Origin of the sequence: Haloplanus salinarum (assembly GCF_009762275.1) — an archaeon.
Lineage (GTDB): Archaea > Halobacteriota > Halobacteria > Halobacteriales > Haloferacaceae > Haloplanus > Haloplanus salinarum.
The window spans coordinates 1,097,386-1,120,974 of sequence record NZ_CP034345.1; the positions used below are offsets into that span (position 1 = coordinate 1,097,386).

Annotated in this window: 21 protein-coding genes; 7 read left to right on the forward strand and 14 right to left on the reverse strand. The window is 65.1% G+C overall.

Annotated elements, in window-relative coordinates; genetic code table 11:
- The first annotated feature begins 311 nt into the window (after nt 1-311).
- On the forward strand, nt 312-1,787 hold the full coding sequence (locus EI982_RS06930) for an amidase (protein ID WP_233255302.1): 1,476 nt from the start codon (nt 312-314) through the stop codon (nt 1,785-1,787).
- Between the two features lie 21 nt (nt 1,788-1,808).
- Here the strand turns inward: EI982_RS06930 and EI982_RS06935 are convergent, their stop codons facing one another.
- From EI982_RS06935 to EI982_RS06960, 6 genes are all read right to left on the reverse strand, one after another.
- Nucleotides 1,809-2,522 carry an ABC transporter ATP-binding protein gene (locus EI982_RS06935; protein WP_157688831.1) on the reverse strand — a complete coding sequence of 238 codons (714 nt, stop codon included), beginning with the start codon at nt 2,520-2,522 and terminating at the stop codon, nt 1,809-1,811.
- Nucleotides 2,515-3,306, reverse strand: a complete 792-nt coding sequence (locus tag EI982_RS06940; protein ID WP_157688832.1) for an ABC transporter ATP-binding protein — start codon at nt 3,304-3,306, stop codon at nt 2,515-2,517. Before EI982_RS06940 ends, EI982_RS06935 begins: the two co-directional genes overlap by 8 nt.
- Nucleotides 3,299-4,333: a branched-chain amino acid ABC transporter permease gene (locus EI982_RS06945; protein WP_199243756.1), complete on the reverse strand. Its 1,035-nt coding sequence runs from the start codon at nt 4,331-4,333 to the stop codon at nt 3,299-3,301. Before EI982_RS06945 ends, EI982_RS06940 begins: the two co-directional genes overlap by 8 nt.
- Nucleotides 4,333-5,202: a branched-chain amino acid ABC transporter permease gene (locus EI982_RS06950; RefSeq protein WP_157688834.1), complete on the reverse strand. Its 870-nt coding sequence runs from the start codon at nt 5,200-5,202 to the stop codon at nt 4,333-4,335. The genes EI982_RS06945 and EI982_RS06950 overlap by 1 nt, the downstream gene beginning before the upstream one ends.
- A gap of 8 nt (nt 5,203-5,210) precedes the next feature.
- Nucleotides 5,211-6,434, reverse strand: coding sequence for a substrate-binding protein (locus EI982_RS06955; RefSeq protein ID WP_157688835.1), 1,224 nt, complete (start codon nt 6,432-6,434; stop codon nt 5,211-5,213).
- A gap of 345 nt (nt 6,435-6,779) precedes the next feature.
- Nucleotides 6,780-7,928 (reverse strand): arginase family protein, encoded by a 1,149-nt coding sequence (locus tag EI982_RS06960; protein ID WP_157688836.1) that lies wholly within the window; start codon nt 7,926-7,928, stop codon nt 6,780-6,782.
- Between the two features lie 361 nt (nt 7,929-8,289).
- Between EI982_RS06960 and hisC the strand changes: the two genes are divergently transcribed.
- From hisC to tpiA, 6 genes are read left to right on the forward strand one after another with little or no spacing between them, the layout of a single operon-like run.
- Complete coding sequence (hisC, locus tag EI982_RS06965; RefSeq protein ID WP_157688837.1) at nt 8,290-9,372, forward strand: histidinol-phosphate transaminase; 1,083 nt, start codon at nt 8,290-8,292, stop codon at nt 9,370-9,372.
- Nucleotides 9,369-9,875 (forward strand): adenylate kinase family protein, encoded by a 507-nt coding sequence (locus EI982_RS06970; RefSeq protein WP_157688838.1) that lies wholly within the window; start codon nt 9,369-9,371, stop codon nt 9,873-9,875. The genes hisC and EI982_RS06970 overlap by 4 nt, the downstream gene beginning before the upstream one ends.
- Complete coding sequence (locus EI982_RS06975) at nt 9,872-10,477, forward strand: CDP-alcohol phosphatidyltransferase family protein (protein WP_157688839.1); 606 nt, start codon at nt 9,872-9,874, stop codon at nt 10,475-10,477. Before EI982_RS06970 ends, EI982_RS06975 begins: the two co-directional genes overlap by 4 nt.
- Nucleotides 10,478-10,532: 55 nt before the next feature.
- Complete coding sequence (locus EI982_RS06980) at nt 10,533-11,063, forward strand: multiprotein bridging factor aMBF1 (RefSeq protein WP_157688840.1); 531 nt, start codon at nt 10,533-10,535, stop codon at nt 11,061-11,063.
- A 33-nt stretch (nt 11,064-11,096) separates the two neighbouring features.
- A complete protein-coding gene (locus tag EI982_RS06985; protein ID WP_157688841.1) occupies nt 11,097-12,197 on the forward strand; it encodes a carbon-nitrogen hydrolase family protein in 1,101 nt (366 codons plus the stop codon).
- Between the two features lie 36 nt (nt 12,198-12,233).
- The gene (tpiA, locus tag EI982_RS06990; protein ID WP_157688842.1) at nt 12,234-12,878 is read left to right on the forward strand and encodes a triose-phosphate isomerase; all 645 of its coding nucleotides are present in this window, start codon (nt 12,234-12,236) and stop codon (nt 12,876-12,878) included.
- Here tpiA and EI982_RS06995 read toward each other — a convergent pair.
- The 8 genes from EI982_RS06995 to aroA form a co-directional block, all read right to left on the reverse strand.
- Nucleotides 12,875-15,061, reverse strand: a complete 2,187-nt coding sequence (locus tag EI982_RS06995) for an ATP-binding protein (RefSeq protein ID WP_157688843.1) — start codon at nt 15,059-15,061, stop codon at nt 12,875-12,877. The genes tpiA and EI982_RS06995 overlap by 4 nt on opposite strands.
- Before the next feature lie 62 nt (nt 15,062-15,123).
- On the reverse strand, nt 15,124-16,401 hold the full coding sequence (dinB, locus tag EI982_RS07000) for a DNA polymerase IV (RefSeq protein WP_157691086.1): 1,278 nt from the start codon (nt 16,399-16,401) through the stop codon (nt 15,124-15,126).
- A gap of 66 nt (nt 16,402-16,467) precedes the next feature.
- Nucleotides 16,468-16,896, reverse strand: a complete 429-nt coding sequence (gene lrpA1 / locus EI982_RS07005) for an HTH-type transcriptional regulator LrpA1 (RefSeq protein WP_157688844.1) — start codon at nt 16,894-16,896, stop codon at nt 16,468-16,470.
- Nucleotides 16,897-16,968: 72 nt separating this feature from the next.
- Nucleotides 16,969-17,907, reverse strand: coding sequence for a thiamine pyrophosphate-dependent enzyme (locus tag EI982_RS07010; RefSeq protein WP_157688845.1), 939 nt, complete (start codon nt 17,905-17,907; stop codon nt 16,969-16,971).
- A 3-nt stretch (nt 17,908-17,910) separates the two neighbouring features.
- Nucleotides 17,911-19,797, reverse strand: a complete 1,887-nt coding sequence (locus EI982_RS07015; RefSeq protein WP_157688846.1) for a 2-oxoacid:acceptor oxidoreductase subunit alpha — start codon at nt 19,795-19,797, stop codon at nt 17,911-17,913.
- Between the two features lie 350 nt (nt 19,798-20,147).
- Nucleotides 20,148-20,969 carry a DICT sensory domain-containing protein gene (locus tag EI982_RS07020; protein WP_233255303.1) on the reverse strand — a complete coding sequence of 274 codons (822 nt, stop codon included), beginning with the start codon at nt 20,967-20,969 and terminating at the stop codon, nt 20,148-20,150.
- A gap of 97 nt (nt 20,970-21,066) precedes the next feature.
- On the reverse strand, nt 21,067-22,230 hold the full coding sequence (gene aroC, locus EI982_RS07025) for a chorismate synthase (RefSeq protein WP_157688847.1): 1,164 nt from the start codon (nt 22,228-22,230) through the stop codon (nt 21,067-21,069).
- Nucleotides 22,220-23,518: a 3-phosphoshikimate 1-carboxyvinyltransferase gene (gene aroA, locus EI982_RS07030; RefSeq protein ID WP_157688848.1), complete on the reverse strand. Its 1,299-nt coding sequence runs from the start codon at nt 23,516-23,518 to the stop codon at nt 22,220-22,222. The genes aroC and aroA overlap by 11 nt, the downstream gene beginning before the upstream one ends.
- Between the last annotated feature and the right edge of the window lie 71 nt (nt 23,519-23,589).

Genomic DNA, 23,589 nt, shown 5'->3' on the forward strand with positions numbered 1-23,589 from the left:
GTTCGGATTGGTCGATACTAGTCGCAAGCGGTCCGTCCCAGAAGTCGGGGACACCGGCAACCGTGCTAACTATCCGAGGCGTTTCGACCGGTAGGTATGATCTAATATAGTATTTCATACATATTCCGTAGTTGACCTCGCCGTCGGTTATTATGGGCGATGTAGGCTACTGGCGGGATGAGATGGCAGTGGGGCAGTCGCGTTGACCACCGGGGATTTGTCGTCGGAGGGTTCGTCTCTCGCATAATTATAATAAAGTGGAAATGTGTGTCCATGGTATGGGAATTCGTCCCCCATCGATAGACGAAATCATGGAACTGGGTCGGGGCCTCTCGCTCGATCTCTCCAAGTCGGAGGCCGAGCAGTTTCAGCGCTTGATCGCTGACTCGCTTGAGACATACGAGACACTCCGGACCCACGGTCCCCAAGTTCCAGAAACGAATCGGGTCGAGACGGGGCGACGCTCCGGGTCCCGTCCTTCACCCGGAGAGAACCCGAACAATGCATGGATAACGAGATGTGAAATCTCGGAGAAAACTGGGGGAACGCTGTCGGGGTGGCGCATCGCTATCAAGGATAACGCCGCGGTTGCCGGAGTCGAGATGACGTGCGCTTCGAGGGTCGTCGAGGGCTATACGCCCGATATCGATGCCACCGTGGTCTCCCGACTACTCGATGAGGGGGCGACGATCATCGGCAAGACGAACATGGACGATATGGCCTTCACCATTCGAGGGTATCCCAGCGCCTTCGGTCCGGTGTACAATCCGCACGACGACGATCATTTGGCTGGTGGATCGAGTGGGGGAAGTGCAGTCGTCGTTGCGACCGGTGAGGCCGATGCCGCGATCGGTAGTGATCAAGGTGGTAGTATCCGAATACCGGCCGCTCACTGTGGCGTAGTCGGCTTCAAGCCAACTTTCGGTCTCGTTCCATACACCGGTGGGGTCGGATTGGAGACGGGCATCGATCATTTCGGGCCGATGACCGAGACAGTCGCCGATGCTGCCCAAGTATTGACAGCTATTGCCGGGAAAGACCCGAACGATGCTCGGCAGCCACCCACGGTCCCGAGCAAGGAGTACGGAAGACATCTCGACGGCGAACTGACGGATCTCTCGATCGGTGTCCTCTCGGAAGGGTTCGCCCACGAGGAGCTGGACGGGAGAGTTGAGGAGAGTGTCCGCGGTGCTCTAGATGAGTTGTCCGATGCTGGCGCTACCTTGCGGGAGATATCCGTACCGTTACACGCCGATGCGGCAGCGATTCATTTCGCCTGTATCGCCGAGGGAGTCTACGCCAGTGTTCAAGGGGAGGGCCTGGGTCATCACCACCGAAGCTGGTACGATGAGGGCTGGGCCGATGCATTCGGCAAATCCCGCAGACTCCATGCGGACGAGTTCCCGCCGGAGGTGAAGAACATTCTCCTGCTCGGCAAGTTCATGAGTGAATCCCACCACTCCACGTATTACACCAGAGCGATGAATCTACGGAGCCGACTGGAGCGCAAGTACAACGAAGCGCTATCAGATTGTGACGTTCTCGCTATGCCCACGACGCTTCAAACGGCTCCGCAGGACGTCTCCGAGTGGGACAGGGAGCGACGTCTGCATGAGCCGCTCGTCAACCTTGCAAACACCTGTGCATTCAACCGGACTGGCCACCCTGCTCTCAGTGTTCCTGTCGTCCCTGTGGATGATCTTCCGGTTGGGTTGATGCTCGTCGGAAATCACTTCGACGACGAAACCGTTCTTGAGGCAGGGACTCACGTCGAAGGGTTGGTCTGAACGCTCGGAGCTCCCCGCTCGTCATTCTCTCCCCTTCACGCCGATATACTTCGAGATGAGATCATCGCGGCTGCGAACCTCTTTTGAGCTCCCTTGGAACACGATTTCACCATGATCCATGATGTAGGCCTGCGATGTTACATCGAGTGCTAGTTCGACGTTCTGTTCCACCAGAAGGACGGCGACGTCCTCCGAGTGAAGTTTGCGTATCGTATCGGCGACGTCCTCGATGATTTGCGGTGCGAGTCCCTCGCTCGGTTCATCAAGTAGAAGCAGGCGGGGGTTCGATCGTATCGCACGAGCGATTGCGAGCATTTGCTGTTCTCCCCCGCTCAGGTGTTTTCCTTTCGAGGATTCCAGCGTCTCGAGCTTAGGGAATAGATCATACAGTTCCGGGAGTGATCTGAGCCCGTCCGCGTTGTCGACTGGGACGAGGAGGTTCTCCCTGACTGTTAGCTCCGGGAAGATGGACCTGTCCTCGGTGACCAGCGAGATACCCCTGTTGTACACCTGATGTGGTTCCTCACCGGTGATATCCTCGCCGGAAAAGTGGATGCAACCGGAGGTCGGGTTAAGTAACCCGACTACCGTTCGGAGCGTCGTTGTCTTGCCGACACCGTTGCGGCCGAGCAACGACACCACGCCTTCCTCCTCAACCGAAAGGGAAATTCCGTTCAACACGTTGCTTCCCTCGTACCCGACGTGAATGTCGTCACACTGTAACAGTTCAGTCATTTTTGTACCCTCCGAGATAGGCCCTTTGGACCTCCTCGTCCGCCATGATTGTCTCGGCGTCTCCCTGTGAAATGACTCTCCCTTGATGAAGGACGGTGATTCTGTCTGAGAGCTTCAACACCATGTCGACGTCGTGCTCTATGAGGAGGATGGTGAAGTCATCACGAAGCTCGTCGATGAGGTCGATGATATCCTCCGACTCCCCAGCACTCACGCCACTCGTAGGTTCGTCCAGAAGCAAAAGATCCGGATCAGAGGTGATAGAGATCCCCATTTCCAGTTTCTTTTTATCACCGTGAGCGAGGTTTTCCGCGGTGATCTCCGGTGGGAGGTTCAGGCGATCAAGCATCCGTTCGATCGCTTCGTCGGTGCCATCGCCCACCGTGACGAACGGGTTCATGGATTGATCCCGTGCCTGCAACCCCAGTCGGATGTTTTCACGGACCGTGAGGTTGGGGAACAGCTGGGCAATCTGGAAAACCCGAGAGATCCCTCGCTGTGCCCGCTGATACTCGTCACGATCAGTGATATTCTGTCCCCGATAACGGATCTCACCCGACGTCGGAGAGAGTGAGCCAGCGATGAGGCTGAACAAGGTCGTCTTGCCGGCCCCATTCGGGCCAATAATCGAGTGTAGTTCTCCCTCGGGGACAGAGAGACTGACCGAGTCGACGGCGGCAAGCGACCCGAACTCTTTGGTTAGATCCGCTAACGTGAGGAATTCGTCGTCGAGTGTGGACGCCGAAACTTTGCCGTCTGTCCGCGTTGCCTGCTGGTCAGTCATCTCCGATCACGCCTCCGGTTTTCTCCTTTGCAATGGACGAAATTTTGACCAGACCTTCCGGGAAGAGCAGGACGATGAGCACCAACAGCAGACCAACGAACAGCGTCCACGTGAAAGCGAATATTCCACTCAACACGTTCTCGAATATCGTCAGGAATATCGTTCCGACGACGGGCCCAATAAGCGTTCCGCGCCCACCGACGAGAACCCAGACGAGAACCTCCGTCGAGAGGACGAATCCCGCGACTTGGGGCGAGATGAACGACGAATAGGAGGTGTAGAGTCCGCCGGCAAATCCAGCGACTCCACATGCGACCACGAAGAGTCCCGTCTTGTATTTCGCGGTGTTATAGCCGAGCGCCTTCGCCTTGTCTTCGTTTAGATTTACAGCGATGGTGGCCCGCCCGAATGGAGAGTTGATGAACCGTCTCCCGAAAAGGAACACCGCGACAAGGCCGATGACCGCCACGTAATAGAGCAGGAGGGGGGTGAGCGAAATCATGGCCACGAAGGGGATGCCAACCTTGAGGAGCGGAATGGCCGTGAGCCCGTTGTATCCTCCAGTAACGGACCCCCACGAGACGGCGACTTGTTCGAAGATGATCGCGATAGCGAGCGTGATGATGGTAAAGTAGGCACCCCTGATGTCGCGATAGAAGAGGACACCCGCGATGAGTAGGCCAATCAGAGCGGGAACAAGGACACCCATCAGGAGTGCGATGTAGCTGATACCGCTAACCGGAACGAGTTGGAGGAGCTTTGCTGTCGTGTACGCACCGAGACCGAAGAATGCAGCGTGCCCAAAGGTGAGGATGCCACCGTATCCCCACAACAGATCGACACTGATCGCGAAGATCGCAAAAATCAGTGCTTGTGTGAGGAGGTTCGTCCCAAACGAGCCCAGGCCGACGGGCAAGATGAGGAAGACGACCAGCCCCGCGAGCTTTAGCGAGTCGTCCCAGTCGGTGATGCGGTTGACGAGTGATCCCATCTGTGTGTTGCTCGTTGTCGTTGTATCTTTGCTCATCAGCTCTGGCTCCGATTGAGTATCCCTTCCGGGCGAAGGGCGATTATGACGATCGCGACCACGAACGCGAGTGTCTGTGCCGCCACCGGTTGGATGACAAACGTCAACACGTTCGTACTCCCGGCGACTACGACACTCCCCGGCAGGACTCCGAGCAAGCTCCCCGTTCCGCCCAGAATCACCGCAAGGAACGACTGGACAAGGAAGGACAGACCGGTACTCGGGTCCACGGAGACCAGTGGAGTCATGCAGGCACCTGCGAGACCGGCCAACGCGGCACCGGACGAGAACGCAAGCTGGTACATCCGTTCCTGATTGATGCCCATCAAACTCGCGGCCCGGCTATCCTGAATGACCGCTCGCATCCGTATACCGAACTGGGTCCGATCGAATAACGCGAAGATAGCCACCAGCAGTGCTAACGTAAACCCCATCAAGAAGATTCGATAGCTCGGATACGACACGATTCCCAGATCCAGCGTTTCCGGAATCGGGTTGTCGACTGTCTTACTCGTGGCCCCAAAGAGGAGTTTGATTGTCTCCCTGATGACGATGGCGACGCCCCAAGTGGCAAGGATGGTGTCCAACAGCCGGTGATAGAGCCGACTGATGATCAGCACCTCCACAAGGTAGCCGATGAATCCCGTCACGAGTGGAGCAAGGACGAGTCCGAGCCAGAATCCAAGTCCGAGCTCCGTGGAGACGAACCAAATCACGTAGGTTCCCACGGTAAAGAACGCCCCGTGAGCGAGGTTTATGACGCCCATAAACCCAAATATCACGACCAATCCGAGCGCGATCAATACCAAGATGAGAGTCGCACTGATGGCATTGAGCCCGACTGAAACGAAGGTTTCGGCTCCGACCATTGTAACCCTCAGTTACAGTGTTCCGGAGGCATCACTGCATCGAACGTCTTGATCGGGTCGTACTTGACGTTCGAGTTCATTCGTGCGACCGTCGCGGATACCTTGATCTGGGTGTCGTAGGGAACGGAAACTTCTCCCATCGGTGTCTGAGCACTGGCACCGGCGACTCCCGAGACGATATCGTCCGGCGAGGTTCCCCCCGCGGAATTCACCCCCGCCTCGAGCAGATTGATCGCCGCGATAGACAGTCCCGTGTAGGGACCGATCATCGGGTCGTCGAAGTTCTCGCTGATAGCGCTAACGAACTGTTCGTTCTGTTCATTGTCCAGGTTCTCGAAGTACGGTTGACAGTTGAGACATCCTTCGATGGCACCATCCGGCACCCCCTCCATCAGAATCGACTGGTTGGCGAGACCGACCTGTTGCCAGTTCTCGCGGAGGCCCCGGTTGAACATCTGCTTTTGCAACGCCTGACTCGTCGTACTGGTCACTTCGGTGAACAGAATGTCCGGGTCAGCACTCTCGACACGGGAGAGGATGGAACTGACGTCGGTAGAACCAAGCGAGATGTATTCTTCACCGATGGTCTCCCCGCCATGCTTGTTCAGCTCCCGTTTGATGACCCGGTTCATCGAATGTGGCCAGACGTAGTCCGACCCAAGCAGATAGAAGCTATTCCCATGGTTCTCGAGTAGCCAGGGGATGAGCGGGACGATTTTTTGTGCCGGGACGTCACCGATCTTGAACAGCCAATCGTTACAGTAATCGTTGGCCTCTCGCCCCTCGTACTCCACGGGATAGAATCCGGGGACCTCCTCTTGGGAGAGCACCGGTGCCATCGCTTGTCGGGACGAGGACAGCACCGGACCGAATATCGCGTCTGCGTCGTCCTGCTGGATGAGTTTCTTCGTCTTCTGTACCGTAGTTTGTGGATCGATCTCCGTGTCTTCCACGACCGTCTCGATCTGTTTGCCGTTCAGCCCGCCGTTTTCGTTTATCCGGTCGATTGCCACCTCCGCCCCCTGTATCATCGAGTTCGAAGTCGGCGAAAGACCGCCACTCAGCGGAAGGGCCATACCCAGTGTGAACTGATCGCTTCCACCACCGCCGCCCTGACCCGCACATCCCGATAACGCGGAGACGGTCGCACCCGTTCCCGCAGCGACGAGGAACTTTCGACGCGTGACTGGTCCCCGATCCGCCCGGTCGTCTCGACTGGTATCCGTTACCATAGTGGATTCTCTTCATAAGCCCTTCAGATATATGTTTGGGTATCAGAAATATCGTTTAACGTATTCAAGATTGATTAAAAAATATTCACCAATATATCCATGTATAGGATCACGTTCTATATTTATCTGACGTGCTCTGCTGGATTCGTATATCCGAGGTGGCCATATATCATCATTAAATAAAATTTGTGATGGGATATCGTCTCTTGTAGGTGTTAGCAGCCGTGGCGATAGTGGGAGCGGAGAGCGCCGTGACGGTCGCGGAGTAGAATCCGTGCGCGACGGCTGGGTCGGAGCCGTCGAGCCAGAGGGTCGTTCCCGGGGTGGGACGCAAACCGGCTGTGCTTACGTCTCTTGATCGCCGAACTGGATTGGCCAGTGTTCGGCGAGGACGGTCCCTGTTTCGTGTGCCGCCTTCACGACGTCGTCGAGATTTTCCTCAGGATAGAGGGCGAAGGGATCTTGCTTGACACCCGTCTCTACGCCAAGGGCGCCTTCGAGAACGCCCAACGTCGCGAACGCTAAGTGGCTCGGTTGATAACCACCTTCCTGTACGATAGCCAACTGGCCGTTGGCGTATCGCCGTGCATACGATTGCGCTTTCGCGCCCAAGTTTTCGAAACCCGGCTTGGTAAGGACCATCCTGGCGAGGGGATCCATCACTCCTGCATCCTGACCGGCACTCACGATGATCATCCCGGGGTCGAAGTCACGGATTACAGGTTCAACGAGCCGGTTCATGACGTAGTCGTAGCCATCGTTGCCGGCACCGTGCGGAAGCGGGATATTGATGTTATATCCTTCACCGTCGTCGACGCCTTTCTCCTGAGGGAGGCCAGTTTGTGGATGCCATTCTCCCCACGAGCGATGGTCCGCGTGAAGGCTGATAAACAACAGGTCGTCTCGGTCGTAGAATATCTCCTGTGTTCCGTTTCCGTGATGGACGTCCCAGTCGATGATCGCGATATCGTCGACAGCGCCGGTCGAAAGGAGATGCTCCGCGGCGACAGCCACGTTGTTGAAAAAACAATAGCCGTCCATCTGGTCCGGTTGTGCGTGGTGCCCACTCGGACGAACGAGCGCGTACGGAACTGTCTCGGCCCCAGTATCTACTGCCTCTGCAGCGGCCTGTATTGCGGCACCGCTGGCGGCGGTTGCCGCCTCGCAGGAGTGCTCGTTCGCACCGGTGAACGTGGCCGTTTGGAGCCGTCCACCGCCGTTTTCGGTGAATTCTTTGAATTCGTGAAGTAGCTCCGCGTCGTGAACCCGTTGAAGCTGTTCCGGGGTCGCCTTCGTGACCGATTTCCAGGATGTTAGTTCTCCAAGCTGTTTTTCGATTATGTGTTTGATGTTTTTGACTCGCTCCGGGCAGTCGGGATGTGCCTCGTCTTCCAGGACCAACTCGTGAGAGGGGATGTTGAAGCTCCCCTCCGGCGGATTATGTTCTACGAACGTCTCGTCCCAATAAACTGACAACGTGGTACTCCCTGTCATATGTAGTGACTGTGAACTGCTTCTGATAAAGTTACGCAAAACGGATATGCTAGGGGTGAGCGTATGACATCCGAAAATCGGTGGCTGAGCGGTATCCATCCGGTGGCCCCGCCGATGTCACCGATCGTAATATCGATGCCAGGGACATGCTCGTTCACTGACCCTGTGGTTCACGGGAGATGGGGCGGACGTGGAGCGACTGCTCGGTGTTCGGGTCGATAGCGGCGTACAGCCGACATCGCCCGTCACCGAGTACGATCACCGGGTCGCCGGCCGGAGGGTGATCCGGACCGGCATCTGTTCCATCGTCGACGAGTGCTGATCGAACACCCTTAAGCCCCGGCGCCCGCATCCTCCGACCATGCAACCACGGGATCTCTCCGATCTCTCGCCGTACGTCCCCGGTCGCGGCGCCGAGGAGGTCGCCCGCGAGTTGGGGATGGACCCCGACGACCTCACGAAGCTCTCCTCGAACGAGAACCCCCACGGCCCGAGTCCGGCGGCCGTCGAGGCGATCCGCGAGACGGCGCCGAACGTCGGCGTCTACCCCAAGGCGTCCCACACCGACCTCGCGGAGAAACTGGCGGCTCGCTGGGACGTCACGCCCGAACAGGTCTGGGTGACGCCGGGCGCCGACGGCGCGCTCGATTACCTCTCCCGGGCCTTCCTCGACCCCGGCGACCGGGTGCTCGCGCCCGAACCCGGCTTCTCGTACTACCGGATGAGCGCCCGCTATCACCACGGCGAGGTGGCGACCTACGACCTCGCGAAGGCCGACGACTTCGCCCAGACCCCCGACACCGTCCTCGACGCCTACGACGGCGAACGGATCGTCTACCTCACCACGCCCCACAACCCGACGGGCGCCGAGTTCTCGCGGGCGGCCATCGTCGACCTCGCGGAGGCGGTCGAGGACCACACGCTGTTGGTCGTCGACGAGGCTTACGCCGAGTACACCGACGCCCCCTCGGCCATCGACCTCCTCGACACCCACGACAACCTCGCGGTCACGCGGACGTTCTCGAAGGCCTACGGCCTCGCGGGCCTGCGGGTCGGCTACGGCGTCGTCCCCGAGGCGTGGGGCGAGGCCTACGCTCGGGTCAACACCCCCTTCGCCGCCAGCGAGGTCGGGTGCCGGGCCGCGCTGGCCGCCCTCGACGACGACGAGCACCTCGAACGGACCGTCGAGACGGCCCGCTGGGCGCGGGACTACCTCCGCGACCACCTCGACGCGCCGACCTGGGAGAGCGGCGGGAACTTCGTCCTCGCGGAGGTGGGTGATGCCGGCGCCGTCGCCGACGCCACCCAGCGGCGGGGCGTCATCGTCCGCGACTGTTCGAGTTTCGGCCTGCCCGAATGTGTCCGCGTCTCGTGTGGCACCCGCGAGGGGACCCGACGGGCCGTCGAGATCATCAACGACGTGCTGACCGAGGTGCGGGCATGAGCGAGGGACGCGTCGCCGTCACCGGGACCCCCGGCACCGGCAAGACGTCGGCGACGACGCTACTCGACGTCACGGTGATCCACCTCAACGACCTGATCCGGGAGGCTGGGCTGTGGACCGAGCGCGACGCGGACCGCGACTCGCTGGTGGCCGACTTAGAGGCGGTCCGCGAGGCGGTCGGCGACTGGACCGGCGTCGCCGAGTCACACCTGGCCCACCACCTCGACGCCGACCGGGTGGTCGTGCTCAGGTGTCACCCCGACACGCTGGAAGAGCGCCTACGCGAACGGGGCGCGAGCGAGGAGGAGGCCACGGAGAACGCGGAGAGCGAGGCCCTCGACGTGATCCTCTCCGAGGCCGTCGAGCGTCACGGGGTCGAAAACGTCTACGAGGTCGATACGACCGACCGGACGCCAGCCGAGGTGGCGGCCGAAATCGAGGCGGTGATCGCCGGCAACCGGGAACCCAGCGCGGGTGACGTGGACTTCATCGACTACCTATGACCCTCGACCGCCTGCGTCCCGTCGCCGAACTCCTTCTCGATCCGATGGTCGCCGCCGCCGACCGGATCGGCCTCACGCCCGACGGCGTCAGCGTCGTCGCCTTCGGGTTCGCGCTCGCGGCCGCCGGCGGCTTCTATCTCGCCACGCCGCTCGGCTACCTCCTCGGGGCCCTCTGTGTCCTGGCGAACGGCTGGCTCGACCTGCTCGACGGCGCGCTCGCCCGCACGCAGAACGTCGACTCCCGGGCTGGCGACCTGCTGGATCACGTCCTCGACCGCTACGCCGACATCGTCCTCGTGGTGGGGCTGGCCGCGGGCATCGACCGGTACGGCCTGGGACTGCTCGCCGTCACCGGCGTCCTGATGACGTCGTATCTCGGCACGCAGATCCAGGCGGTCGGACTGGGGCGGGAGTACGGCGGCCTCGTCGGGCGGGCCGACCGCCTCGCGCTCGTGGGCGTCACGGGCGTCGTCGCCGCCGTCGTGACCGACCCACTCGGCCCCCTCTCCGTGGTCGGCTGGCTGCTCGTCCTCTTCGCCGTCGTGGGGCATCTGACGGCGCTCCAACGGTTCTGGGGCGCGTGGCGCGACCTCGGGACCTGATCGACCGCTCCGGCGGGGCGCACCTTTTATCCCGGGGCGTCCGCAACGTTCGAGTATGCCCCAGTGTGAAATGTGCGGTGCCGAAAGCTCATCCCTCACGACGACGAAAGTCGAAGGGGCGGAACTGGACCTCTGTGACGAGTGTACGGACTTCGGAACCGAGGTGCGGACCGACTCGGGGAGTTCCGCCTCGACGAAGTACTCCACCTCGTCATCGTCGTCCTCGTCGTCCTCGTCGTCCGACGGTTCGAGTTCGACCGGCGGCGGCGGTGGCGGCTCCTCCCGCCGTCGCGACATGTTCGACGACATGGACCAGGTCGCCACCGACTACGACGAGCGCATCCGCTCGGCTCGGGAGGACCGCGGCCTGAGTCAGGAGGAGTTGGCGAACGAACTCAACGAGAAGGCGAGCCTCATCCGCAAACTCGAACGGGGCGACGTGCTCCCGAGCGACGAGGTGCAGACGGAACTCGAACGCGAACTCGATATCTCGCTGTCGGAGGGGAACGACGACGGGGACGCCGAGTGGTCCGGTGGCTCCTCGACGACGACCACCCTCGGCGACGTGGTCAAGCGAAAGGACTAGACGACTATGGTGGTCGGGGCCGACACCCCGGCCATGCCCCGTGACGTGGCCGAGACGTTCACGCTCGGTGCCGCACAGATCGAACCGGAGTACCACGACGCCGAGGGAACCCTCGATAAGACCTGCCGGTGGATCGAACGCGCCGGCGACCGCGGCGTCGACGTCCTCGTCTTCCCGGAGACGTACTTCCCTGGCTACCCCTACTGGCGACGTAGTACCTCCATCGCCCGGTGGACCGACCTGATGGTCGACCTGGGCGCCAACAGCCTCCACGTCGACGACGACGCCGTCGAGACCATCGGCGAAGCCGTCGCCGACGCGAACTGCCACCTCGTGCTCGGCACCAACGAGGTCGACGACCGCCGCGGGAGCGAGACGCTCTACAACTCGCTCTTTTTCTTCGATCGGTCGGGCGAACTCGTCCGCCGGCACCGGAAGCTCATGCCCACCCACGACGAGCGGACCATCTGGGGCCGGGGCGACCCCGAACATCTCACCACCCACGACACCGACGTGGGCCGGCTCGGCGGCCTCGTCTGCTACGAGAACCACATGACGCTGTCGAAGGCGGCGCTGTGTGCCGACGGCGAGGAGATCCACGCGGCCGTCTGGCCCGGCTTCTGGGAACAGCACGGCCACCCCGGCGACAAGACGCGGGCCGACTCCGCCGCGGCGCGGGACACCTGCGACATCTACCCCGCCGTCCGGGAGTACGCCTTCGAGACGCAGTCCTTCGTCGCCTCCTGTTCGGCCTACATGAGCGACGACGTCCCCGAGGGGTTCGAGGAGGGCGAGATCGGATTCGGCGTCGGCAACGGCGGGAGCATGCTCGTCAACCCCGCCGGCATCGTGAAGGCCGGGCCGGCGGTCGGCGAGGAGACGCTCCTGACCGCGGAGTTCGACCGCGACGAGCGCCGCGCGACGAAGGCCTACTTCGACGCCATGGGCCACTACGCCCGCTGGGACGCCGTGAACCTGGAGGTGCGGGACGGCCGTCCCGAACCGGTCCACGACCACCACCCGGACGACCGACCGGCGCTCTCGGCCGCCCGCGCCCAGACGCTCGCCGAGGAGTACGACGTGTCCGTCGAGACGGTCGAGGCCGTCGCCGAGGCGGTCGCCGACGACGGATAGCCACGTTTTTTCCCCACCCGCACCCCCATCCCGGATATGTTCGTCCTCGTCAACCTGAAGGCGTACCCCTGTGACCCGGTCGCCGTCGCCGAGGCGGCCCGGACGGTGGCCGACGCACACGGCGTCCGCATCGCCGTCGCCCCCCAGGCCGCCCATATCGACCGCGTCGCGGCGACGGGCGTCGAGACGTGGGCCCAACACGTCGCGCCCGTCGACCACGGGAGCCACACCGGCCACGCGCTCGCCGAGGCGGTCGCCGACGCCGGCGCGACCGGCACCCTCCTCAACCACTCCGAACGCCGCCTCCGGCTCGCGGACGTCGACGGCGCCCTCGACGCCGCCGAGCGCGCCGGCCTGTCGACCGTCGTCTGTGCCAACAACCCCGAACAGGTGGCCGCGGCGGCGGCGCTCGGCCCCGACGCCGTCGCGGTCGAACCCCCGGCGCTCATCGGCGGCGACGTCTCCGTGGCCACCGCCGACCCCGGCATCGTCGAGGGGGCCGTCGCCGCCGCCGACGCCGTCGACCCCGACGTCGCGGTGTACTGCGGTGCCGGCGTCTCGACCGGCGACGACTTGGCCGCGGCCGCCGACCTCGGCGCCGAGGGGGTCCTCCTCGCCAGCGGTGTCGCCAAGGCCGACGATCCGACGGCCGCGCTCGAAAACCTGGTTTCCGGAGTTTAGAGGATCTCAACGCCGCCGGTGTCCTCCTCGGCGGCGCTCGTGGCACCCGTGTCGCCGCCGTCGTCCGCGTCGCCGCTCGGCCCGTTCCCGTCGTCGTCCGCGTCGTCGCTCGGCCCGTTCCCGCCGTCGTCCGCGTCGTCGCTCGGCCCGTTCCCGCCGTCGTCCGCGTCGTCGATGATTGCCACGTCTTCGGTGACGAACCCGTCGTCCGGTTCGACCGTCTCGTCGTCCGGGAGCATCTCCACGTCCGTCCGTTCTTCGTCCGGGACGTCGTGCTCCGGGCGGCCGTCGCCGTCCGCGTCGGCCTCCCGCGGCTCGACCGTCTTGCCGCCGAGCCCCGCCTCGTCGACGAAGGACTCTTCGACCGCCCGCTGGACGGACGCCAGCGCAGCCCCGTCGAGGTGGCCGTCGAACCGCTCGGCCACCCGGTCGGGGAGGGCGTAGCGGTACGTGTCCTGTTCGACGTGTTCGATCAGCCCGGCCCGGCGGAGCGGGCGGTTCCGCCCGTACGCGAGGGTCTGCTTCGGCGTTCCCCCCGCGGCGACGTGGGCGTCGACCGGATCGGCCTGCCCCGCCTCGCGGTAGTGGGCCAGCATCTCGCGGGAGAGCGACGGCAGGTCCTCGATCCGCCGACGGAGCGTGGCGACGACCGCCTCGCGGGTGCCGGGTTCCGGACCGCTCGCCGCCGCGTCCGCCCCGGCGTCGGCCCTCACCGCTCCCTCGGCGGCGTCCGTCGCGTCGACGGTCCCCGACCCCTCGCCCGTGTCCGTCGTCGCGTCGGCGTCGCCCGCCGCCCCGATGGTCACGTCCGCCTGCGCCGCCGCGGAGGCGCCGGCGGTTGCGTCCCCGCGGTCGGCGTCACCCTCGCTCCCGTCGTCGGCCGTTGCTCCCTCGTCCACGCCCTCGACCTCCGGAACGAGGCCGGGCGTCGGCCAGTCGGTCGGTTCGATGGTGGGGTACGCCCCGCCCTCGGCGTCGGCCGTGTCGCTCGCCTCGCGGTCCCCGTCGGTCGCCTCCTCGGTCCCGTCGTCCGACGAGTCGTCGGGTTCGTACGCCGGGAGTTCGGCCTGATCCGGCGGGAGGTCGCGAGACCGAGCGAGGTTCCGCCCGTCGCCGCCGCGGTAGGGCGCCTCGGCCTTCTGGAGCATCGCCTGCGCGAACTGGTCGGCCATCCGGGAGAGGTCGCGGGCCTCCTCTAGGTCCGCTTCGAGTTCCTCGATGCGCCGCTCTTTCCGCTCCAGTTCCTGTCGCAGGTCGGCGAGTTCGCTCTCCCGGCGCTCCTGTTCGTCGCTGATCTCGCGGAGGTCGGCGACCAGGTCGTCGCTGATCGACTTGAGCTCCGGGCGCTCGAAGTCGTCGAGGCCGGGCGTCGCCCCCGCGTCGAAGGTCCGCTTGCGGTGGAACTGCACCCGCCGCACCGACTCGCTCCAGTCGGTCATCAGGAACGCCTCGCCGTCCCCGAGGTCCTCGACGGCGTTCGCGTGTTCGGCGTCGATGATCCGACTCACGACGTTGGTGTCGTTGTTCCACGTGAGCCGGTGCCACACCAGCCAGTCACACTGCGTGATGAAGTCCTTCTTCACGTCGGCCGGCCGCTGGCTGATGCCGACGATGCCGAGGCCGTGTTTCCGCCCCCGCTTGCCGATCTTGATCAGCATCTTCCCCGTCTCGTCGAGCCCGCCGCCCTCGGGGATGTACTCGTGGACCTCCTCGATCAGCATCAGGAAGGGCTTTTTCAGCTTCTTCTCCTTGGCGAACAGGTGACGGGCGACCGAGAGCAGGAGCTCCTTGGCCTCGCCCTCGTCGAGGTAGCCCGAGACGTCGAGGATGATGGGGACGTTCCCCTCCAGCGCCAGCGACGCGATCTTCTCGGCGTGTTCCGGGCTGACCTGGATGTCACACTCGTCGTCGGCGCCGGCGTGCAGGAGTTCGAACTCCTCTTTCAGGCCGTAGTACTCCCCGTCAGTGTCGACCACGAGGACCGGGAAGTTGTTTTCGAGCAGGTTCTCGACCAGCACCGACGCGGTGTTGGACTTCCCCGACCCCGACTTCCCGGTGACGAACCCACGACCGGTGAGCAGTTCCACCACCGGGAGCGAGACCGGCGTCCCGGGGTCGGCGTCGGCGTCGCCGCCGGGACCCTCGCTCACGTCCGCGACCGTGATGGTTTCCGTCTCCGTCATCGACGTGTGAGAGGGTCCCGCCCCCCATAGTTCCGCGTCAGACGGGCGTCCGATGCCGGCCGCTACGCGTCGAAGTCGGCGAGCGACGACTGGCCGTTCGCGTCGGTGTCGGCGTCGTCCTCGGTCCCGGTGTCGGTCCCCGCCTCGTCCCCGTCCGTCCCCGGCGGGCCGTCCCACCCGTCGAGACGCGCCTGTTCCGCGGCCGCGAACTGCAGGTTCGACACCCGCACGCCGAGTTTGCGGATCGGCTCGCCCACGAACTCCCCGAGGAGGTCGAGCGCCACCTCCCGAACCAGGTCGGCGTCCGCGACCGGTCCGGGGAGCGACCGCTCGCGCGTGTTCACGTCGTAGGGGGGTGTCACCACCTTGATCCCGATGGTCCGATAGAGCGCGTCCTTCCCCGCGGCCCGGTCGGCCACGTCGGCCGCCAGCCCGACGACCGTCTCCCGCTGTCGCTCGGGGTCGTCGGTCGCCTCCGTGAACGCCGACTCCCGCGAGAGGCTCTTGGGCCGCCCCTTCGGCGTCACCTCGCGGTCGTCGCGTCCGCGCGCCCGGTCGTGGAGCGTCGCTCCCCGCTCGCCGAACGCCGCCCGGAGCCGTCCGGGATCGGCCGCCGCGAGGTCGCCGGCCGTCTCGACGCCCAGGTCGCGCAACTCCCGGGCCGTCACCGGCCCGACGCCGTGGACCGCCGAGACCGGAAGCGGGGCGAAGAAGTCACGCACCTCGCCGGGTTCGACCACCACGAGTCCGTCGGGCTTGTCGTGATCGCTCGCCACCTTCGCGGCGCTCATGTTGGGAGCGACGCCGACGCTGGCGGGTACGCCCACCTCCCGGGCGATCCGGTCTTTGATATGCCGGGCGTACCCCTCCGCCAGCGGGCGGCCGTCCGCGACGGTCCAGGCCGTCCGCTCGGTCACGTCGAGGTACGCTTCGTCGACGCTCACCTCGCGGATCCGGTCCGCACACTCCCGGAGGATTTCCTTGATCTCCGCGGCCACCTCGCGGTAGTACTCCAGATCGACCGGGCGGTAGTGGCCGGCGTCGGCCGGGTCGAGGTCGGGGTCCTGGCGGGCGCGCGCCATGCGTGGCAGCCGTTCGAGCGCCTGCGAGATGGGTTGGGCGCTCTCGACGCCGTACTCGCGGGCCTCGTAGCTCGCCGTCGCGACGGCGCCGTGGGGCTCGCCCGCCTCGTACCCCATCCCGACGACGACGGGTTCGCCCCGCAGGTCGGGGTCGCGCAGCCGCTCACAGGAGGCGTAGAAGCAGTCGACGTCGACGTGGCAGACGATGCGGTCGTCGCCGTCGTCGGTCACGCTCGGGAGCGTCCCGCCGCCGGCCATGGTCACGCTCGGTCGCCGAGGCCCCTCAAGATTCCGCCCGATTCGGCCGGATCCGGCCCGTCGCCCTCACTTCAACCGTTCCTGCAGGAAAGACGGGTGTGTGGCCGTGATGCCGTCGAGGTCGAGGATATCGTCGTTGATGACCTCGCCGAGGGCGTCGCCGTCGGGCGCGCGCACCTCCGCCATCAGCATGTGATCCCCGGAAGAGGTGTAGAGGGCTTCGACGGCGTCCAACGACTTCAGCGCCCGCGTCACCTCGACGTAGCGCTCGCTCTCGACCTCGATACCGACGATGGCGATGGACTGCCCCGAGAGTTTCTTGGGATCGACCTCGGCGGAGTAGCCGACGATGACCCCTTCGTCTTCCATCTGTTGGATGTACTTCCGGACCGTCGGTTTCGAGACGCCGGCGCGGTCCGCGATCTCCCCGTAGGAGGCTTGGGCGTCCTCCTCGAGTACGGAGAGGATGCGACGTTCCGTAGCTGTCGTTCCCATGAACGTGTCTTTCGGTCCACGGAAAAAATATGTTGCGAAGGAGAAAACGGGTTGCTCACCCCGAAGGGAACGTTACTTGTGTCGGTCGAGCAGCAGGTCGTGGGTCCGCTCCCACTCGTAGTCGTCGTCGAAGTACCGCTCGGCGAGGGGCTCCTCGGGCATCTCGCCGATGGCCTGCTTCTCCTCGGAGTAGGAGGGACGGTCGGCGTCGACGTAGAACCGACCCGTGAGCACCTCGCCCTCGTAGAGCGACTGCTCGGCCTCGGTGGCCATCGCGGCGGCCTCCTCCTTGTTCGTCGGATCGAAGTCGTAGTCGTCGTTGTCGTTGACGTCGATGTAGGGGACGTACTGCCGGGCGTCCTTGTTCCAGGTCGGACACTGGGTGAGGAAGTCGACGTGGGCGAACCCGTCGTGTTGCATCGCCTCGACGAGGATCTCCTTGGCCTGGTTCGGGTTGACCGCCGCCGTCCGCGCGACGTAGGAGGCCCCGGAGGTCAGCGCCAGCGACAGCGGGCGGATCGGATCCTTGGCGCTCCCGTGGGGCTGGGTCTTCGACTTGTGGCCCTTCGGCGACGTGGGCGAGGTCTGCCCCTTCGTGAGGCCGAAGATCTCGTTGTTGAAGACGATGTAGGTCATGTCGTGGTTCTCGCGGGCGGTGTGCATGAAGTGGTTCCCGCCGATCCCGTAGCCGTCGCCGTCGCCGCCGGCGGCGATCACTTCGAGTTCGGGGTTGGCGAGTTTCGCCGCCCGCGCGATGGGGAGCGAGCGCCCGTGAATCGAGTGATAGCCGTAGCTCTCGAAGTAGCTGTTGAGCTTGCCCGAACAGCCGATCCCGGTGACGAGCAGTACCTCGTCGGGGTTGCGGCCGACCTCGGGCATGGCCTGTTTCAGCGCCTTCAGGACGCCGAAGTCGCCACAACCCGGACACCACGTCGCCTGTGGTTCGAGGGTGGGCGTGAACTCTTCGCGGTCGATCTCGCGGTCCTCACCGATGGCTGAGAATGCACTCATGGGTTAGTCACCTGCCGCCGGGACGTAGGTCGTCTGCTGGTCGGGGACGTCCTGCCCCTCGATGCTCGCTTCGAAGCCCGCGACGATCTCGGCGGGTTCGAACGGTTCGCCGTTGTACTTCAGGAGGCTGGAGAGCTTGTCGCCGAACCGGCCGAGCTCCTTCTGGGTCAGCCCCCGGAACTGTCCGGAGGCGTTCATCTCGACGACCAGCGCCTCGTCGACGCTCTCCAGGAACTCGGTCATCTCCTCGACGGGGTAAGGCATCATGTCGCTGACGCCGATCCCCTTCACCGAGTGGCCGGCCTCGTTGAGGCGGTCGACCGCCTCCCGGACGGTGCCCTGCTGGCTCCCGAAGGTGATGAGACCGTAGTCGGCCCCCTCCGGGCCCATGTACGTCTGCGTGTTCTTGTCGTCGAGGAACTCACGGATTCCGTCGAGTTTCGACATCCGGCGCTCGACCTGCGTGACCCGGTTGGTGGGGTCCTCGTCGATGTGGCCGGCCGGGTTGTGTTCGTTGCCAGTGACGAGGAAGTGACCGCCCTTCTGCCCGGGGATCGACCGCGGACTGACGCCGTCCTCGGCGTCGTAGCGGTAGCGGTGGAACTTCCCGCCGGGACCGTGGGGAGCCTCCTCCAGTTCCTCCTCGGTGGTCACCGCACCAAGGTCGGGGTTCGGCTCGCGGTCGAAGTGGCTCGCGGGCACGTTCATCAGTTCGCCCCCGAGCTTCTGGTCGTACAGCAGGATCACCGGGATGTTGTAGCCGTAGGCGAGCTGGAAGGCAAGCCGCGACTGCTCGTAAGCCTCGGCGACCGTCCCCGGCGCCAGCACGACGCGGTTCGAGTCACCCTGGCTGGTGTAGAGCACGTGTTCGAGGTCGGCCTGTTCGGGCTTGGTCGGCAGGCCCGTCGAGGGGCCGGCACGCATCGCCTCGACCAGCACCACGGGCGTCTCGGACATCTCCGCCAGTCCCAGTGGCTCCGACATCAGCGCGAAGCCGCCGCCGGAGGATCCGGACATCGCCTTGACGCCGGCGTGGGAGGCCCCGAGCGCGAGCGCGGCGGCCGCGATTTCGTCTTCGACCTGTTCGGAGATGCCGCCGACCTCCGGCAGGGCCTGGGACATGATGGTGAACACCTCGGTCCACGGCGTCATCGGGTAGCCCGCGATGAACCGACAGCCCTCGTCGAGGGCACCGTAGGCGATGGTGTCGCTCCCGGAGAGCAACACCTGTTCCTCGTCGTGGTTGCCCTCGGGGACCCGGAGGTCGTGGGTGAACTCGAACTCCTCTTTCACCATGTCGTGGGTGTAATGGAGGATCTCCGTGTTGGGTTCGAGGATGTCCTCGGGCATCGACTCGGCCATCAGCTCCTCGAAGTACTGGAGGTCGATGCCGAGGAGGGCGGCCGTCGCCCCGACGCCGGCGGTGTTCCGCATGACCTCCCGTCCGTGGTCCCGTGCGATCTCGCGGAGGTTGAGCGGGTAGACGTGCCAGTCGTTCTCCTCGACCCGCTGGTCGAAGTTGGGGATGTCGTCGCTGTCCAACAGGCCGGTGTCGTAGACGATGACCCCGCCCTCGTTGAGTTCGTCGAGGTTCTCCGAGAGCGGCTTCACCTCCTCGTCGCCGTAGTAGGCGCCCTCCTGGGGGTTGCGTGCGAACGAGTCACCCAGCGCGAGCAGGCAATTGAACCCGTCACCCCGGGAGCGTACCGGCTCGGGCTTGGCTCGTACCTCGGTGTACGTGTGACCGCCGCGAATCCGCGACGGATAGTGTCGATGCGTAAAGACGTGGAGCCCCGCTCGCATCAGGGCCTTGGCGAAGTTCTGGCTGGTCGATGCGATACCGTCGCCCGACCCACCAGCGATCCGCCACATGAGTTCGTGATCAGTCATATTCACATCACGGCCCGCAGGGGGCCACTACCGAAAGAATTGACCACGGCTCGACTAAAGCCTTTGCTATACGTTACCAAGCAAAAATGATGTAAGACCGGGCGATTCGGAACGTCGACCGGATCCTCGGTCGGGAATCGTCCGCCCGGGGCCCGGGCGATGCGCTCGTCCCCGTGACGATATCCGATCGCGATCGTATCAGATCGTGGACACTATGCCGATACGACGTCCGCCCGCAGGGACTCGACCGCATCGAGCAGTTCCGTCCGGTCGTTGGTTGATCGTCATCCCGTGACCGACCTGCGAACCGGAACCGATGAAACTACCCGTGCGGGCCGATCTCGCGGCGATCAGAAGGCGCGTTCGAGGTAGTCGTCGATCCGCGCGACGCGCTCCGGATCGTACGTCCAGAACCCCCGCCAGCGGTTCGGTTCGTACTGGTTGGCGACCAGCGCCGCCGACCGCGGACCGTCGGCGGTCGCCCCGTTCGCCGGGCGGTACACCACACACCACGAGTTGCGGTACTCGTCGCTGGTGCCGCGGTGGATCGTCGCGTCGAGCCACGTCGGCGACTCGTCGGGCACGCCGTAGACGTGGACGTCGAGCGTCCGTCCTGAGAGGCGCTCGTACACCTGCCGGGTGCCGAACTCGTCCACGAGGCGGGAGAGCCGCTGGAAGGTCGACCGGATGGTCCCCTCGCCGGCCTCGTAGGCCATCCGTTCGATATGCCGCGAGATCAACACCAGGAGGAGTTTCTCCTTGTTGGAGGCCGGATACCCCCGGAGGTCGAACAACGTCTCGTCCAGGTTCGTCAACACCGCGGGGACGTCGTCGTCGAACGCCCGCGTACTCGTCCTGAACTGGTCGGCGTTCACGAGCAGGTACGACTGCATCACCCGATCGAGCGACGAGATCGCGGCGATTTCACCGTCCTTGCGCAGCGCCAGTAGGTCGTCGCCATCCGTGGGGAGCGTCCGCTCCGACAGCTCCACCGACTGCGTGGCGAAGGCGTCCGCCAGAAGGTCCCGAACGGGCTCCGGGCGGGTTCGGTTGACCGTGACGAGCGACGCCGACGCGTCCGCCAGATCGGCGAAGAAGTCGCGGATGCTCGACTGTGGGACGTCGGCGACCATCTCTATCCGTGGATCGGACAGGCGGGTGATATAGACCACGGAGTATTATCAACCGTGAAATCGAGCGCGCCTCGAATCCCACGAACGTAGGAATCCCACCGCCGCCAGTCCCGGCTTCGAGCGCGCAGCCGCCGTCTCAGTCGTCGACGTTTTCGGGGCTCCGTGGGTGGTAGTCGGTGTCGTACTCGCCCGGCCGGTCGTCGATCCGGTCGGGATTGATCCGACCGCCGAGGAGCATGAAATCCAGTACCGTACAGTAGAGCATCGCCTCGACGACGGGGACGGCCCGCGGCGGCAGGACCGGGTCGTGCCGGCCCACGACCTGTATCTCCTTTTCCTCGCGCGTCTCCCAGTCGACGGTCCGCTGGGATTTCGGGATGGACACAGGGGGATGCCAGGTCACCTCGCCGTAGATCGGCTGACCGGTGGTGATGCCGCCCTGGACCCCGCCGTGGTCGTTGCCGACGGGCGTCGGGTCGCCGTTCCCGTCGAACTCCCAGTCCTCGTTGTACTCGCCCCCCGTCGTCGTCCGCGCCTCGCGACCGATACCGTACTCGAAGTCGTTGACGGCCGGGATGGAGTACATCGCCTGCGCGAGTCGGGCGGGGACCCCGTCGAACCGTGGCGCACCGAGTCCCCGGGGGACGCCCCGACACTCGAAGTAGATGGCGCCGCCGATGGAGTCGCCGGCCGTCTGGTGCTGGTCGGCCACCTCGCGCATCTCCTCGGCCGTCTCGGGGTGGGCACACCGCACCTCGTTTTCCTCGCTGTGTTCCAGCATCTCCTCGAAGGTCACCTCGGGGGCCTCGACGTCGCCGATCTGACTGACGTGGGCCTTGATCCGCACGTCGTGGTCCGAGGCCTCGAGCACCCGCTTGGCGACGGCGCCGGCGGCGACCCAGTTCACCGTCTCCCGGGCCGAGGACCGCCCGCCGCCGCCCCAGTTGCGCGTGCCGAACTTCGCGGAGTAAGTGAAATCGCCGTGGCTCGGGCGCGGCGCGGTGACGAACGGCTCGTATTTGCCCGAGCGGGCGTCCTTGTTCTCGATGAGCATCCCCAGCGGCGTCCCCGTCGTGTAGCCGTCCTGCAGGCCGCTCTGGATGCGCACCTCGTCCGGTTCGCCGCGGCTGGTCGTGATCATCGACTGCCCGGGCTTGCGTCGGTCCAGGTCGCGCTGGATGTCCTCGGTGGAGAGTTCGACCCCGGCGGGACAGCCGGAGACGACGACCCCCATCGCGTCGCCGTGGCTCTCGCCGTAGGTCGTCAGCTGGAACAGACGACCGAATCGGTTACCGTTCATGCTCCTCCAGTTCGGCCCCGAGATCATAAAGCACGTCGAAGAACCCCGGGAAGGAGATGTCGACGTGGTCGGCACCCTCGACGGTCGTCGTGCCCCCGGCGACCAGTCCCGCCACCGACAGCGCCATCACGATCCGGTGGTCGTCGTGGCCCGCGACGGTCGCCCCGCGGAGTCGCGAGTCGCCGCCGTGGACCGTCAGCACGTCGTGTTCCTCGGTCACGGCGGCACCCAGCTTCTCCAGTTCCGTCGCCATCGCGCTCACGCGGTCGGTCTCCTTGTACCGGACGTGCTCGCAGTCGACGATTCGCGTCTCGCCGTCCGCGACGGCCCCGAGGACGGCGATCGTCGGTAGCAAGTCGGGGGTGTCGCCCACCGCCACCTCGACCCCCGAGAGGTCGCTCTCCCGGACCGTGATCTCGCCGGCCTCCCGGTCCCAGGTCACGTCCGCACCCATCCGCTCCAGCACGTCGACGATGGCGCTGTCGCCCTGGGCGCTCGGCCGGGCACCCTCGACGACGACCCCGTCGTCGCCGCCGGCGACCGCCCCCGCGGCCAGCAGGTACGACATCGACGAGAAGTCGCCGGGTACCGCGTAGGCTGCGTCCCGGCCGTACGCCTGCCCGCCGGGCACCCGGTAGCCGTCGGCCGTCTCCGTGGCCTCGATCCCGAAGGCCGCCAGCACTTCGAGCGTGATGTCGACGTAGGGCGCCGACTTCAGCTCCGTCTCCAGGTCGATGGTGATCCCCGCCTCGGTCACGGCACCAGCCATCAACAGCGCCGTGACGTACTGCGAGGAGACGTCGCCCGGAATCGACACCGTGCCGCCGTCGACGCCGCCGCCGACGACGAGCGGCGCCTGCCCGTTGTCGCGGGTGCTCTCCGCGCGGCCGTCCAGTTGCTCGACGGCGTCGAGCAGCGGTCCCTGGGGCCGCGAGCGGAGCGAGCCGTCGCCGGTCAGCACCGTCAATCCGTCGGCGAGGGCCGCACACGCCGTCGCGAGCCGCATCGTCGTCCCGCTGTTGGCGCAGTCGATCACGTCCTCGGGGACGCCGGGGCGGCCGTCGAACCCCTCGACGTCGAGGCGGCGGTCGCCGGTCGCACGGTCGACGCGGCCGCCGAACGCCTCGACGGTCCGCATCGTCGCGCGCGTGTCCGCGCTCACCAGCGGATCGGCGACGGCGGCACCGTCGCTGTACCCCGCCGCGAGGATCGCCCGGTGTGTGTAGCTCTTCGACGGAGGGGCGCGCGCCCGGCCGCCGACGCGCGACCGCGTGAGTTCCACGTCCATATGCCACGGTCGGACGGCCGCCGTATCAGCGTACCGACCGACGACGGATCCACGGCGGCGACGACCCCGAA

What these genes read in the sequence shown, in the direction of transcription:
- EI982_RS06930 (WP_233255302.1), top strand. Translation starts at nt 312, where the DNA reads ATGGAACTGGGTCGGGGCCTCTCGCTCGATCTCTCCAAGTCGGAGGCC.
- EI982_RS06935 (WP_157688831.1), bottom strand. Translation starts at nt 2,522, where the DNA reads ATGACTGAACTGTTACAGTGTGACGACATTCACGTCGGGTACGAGGGA.
- EI982_RS06940 (WP_157688832.1), bottom strand. Translation starts at nt 3,306, where the DNA reads ATGACTGACCAGCAGGCAACGCGGACAGACGGCAAAGTTTCGGCGTCC.
- EI982_RS06945 (WP_199243756.1), bottom strand. Translation starts at nt 4,333, where the DNA reads ATGAGCAAAGATACAACGACAACGAGCAACACACAGATGGGATCACTC.
- EI982_RS06950 (WP_157688834.1), bottom strand. Translation starts at nt 5,202, where the DNA reads ATGGTCGGAGCCGAAACCTTCGTTTCAGTCGGGCTCAATGCCATCAGT.
- EI982_RS06955 (WP_157688835.1), bottom strand. Translation starts at nt 6,434, where the DNA reads ATGGTAACGGATACCAGTCGAGACGACCGGGCGGATCGGGGACCAGTC.
- EI982_RS06960 (WP_157688836.1), bottom strand. Translation starts at nt 7,928, where the DNA reads ATGACAGGGAGTACCACGTTGTCAGTTTATTGGGACGAGACGTTCGTA.
- hisC (WP_157688837.1), top strand. Translation starts at nt 8,290, where the DNA reads ATGCAACCACGGGATCTCTCCGATCTCTCGCCGTACGTCCCCGGTCGC.
- EI982_RS06970 (WP_157688838.1), top strand. Translation starts at nt 9,369, where the DNA reads ATGAGCGAGGGACGCGTCGCCGTCACCGGGACCCCCGGCACCGGCAAG.
- EI982_RS06975 (WP_157688839.1), top strand. Translation starts at nt 9,872, where the DNA reads ATGACCCTCGACCGCCTGCGTCCCGTCGCCGAACTCCTTCTCGATCCG.
- EI982_RS06980 (WP_157688840.1), top strand. Translation starts at nt 10,533, where the DNA reads ATGCCCCAGTGTGAAATGTGCGGTGCCGAAAGCTCATCCCTCACGACG.
- EI982_RS06985 (WP_157688841.1), top strand. Translation starts at nt 11,097, where the DNA reads ATGCCCCGTGACGTGGCCGAGACGTTCACGCTCGGTGCCGCACAGATC.
- tpiA (WP_157688842.1), top strand. Translation starts at nt 12,234, where the DNA reads ATGTTCGTCCTCGTCAACCTGAAGGCGTACCCCTGTGACCCGGTCGCC.
- EI982_RS06995 (WP_157688843.1), bottom strand. Translation starts at nt 15,061, where the DNA reads ATGACGGAGACGGAAACCATCACGGTCGCGGACGTGAGCGAGGGTCCC.
- dinB (WP_157691086.1), bottom strand. Translation starts at nt 16,401, where the DNA reads ATGGCCGGCGGCGGGACGCTCCCGAGCGTGACCGACGACGGCGACGAC.
- lrpA1 (WP_157688844.1), bottom strand. Translation starts at nt 16,896, where the DNA reads ATGGGAACGACAGCTACGGAACGTCGCATCCTCTCCGTACTCGAGGAG.
- EI982_RS07010 (WP_157688845.1), bottom strand. Translation starts at nt 17,907, where the DNA reads ATGAGTGCATTCTCAGCCATCGGTGAGGACCGCGAGATCGACCGCGAA.
- EI982_RS07015 (WP_157688846.1), bottom strand. Translation starts at nt 19,797, where the DNA reads ATGACTGATCACGAACTCATGTGGCGGATCGCTGGTGGGTCGGGCGAC.
- aroC (WP_157688847.1), bottom strand. Translation starts at nt 22,230, where the DNA reads ATGAACGGTAACCGATTCGGTCGTCTGTTCCAGCTGACGACCTACGGC.
- aroA (WP_157688848.1), bottom strand. Translation starts at nt 23,518, where the DNA reads ATGGACGTGGAACTCACGCGGTCGCGCGTCGGCGGCCGGGCGCGCGCC.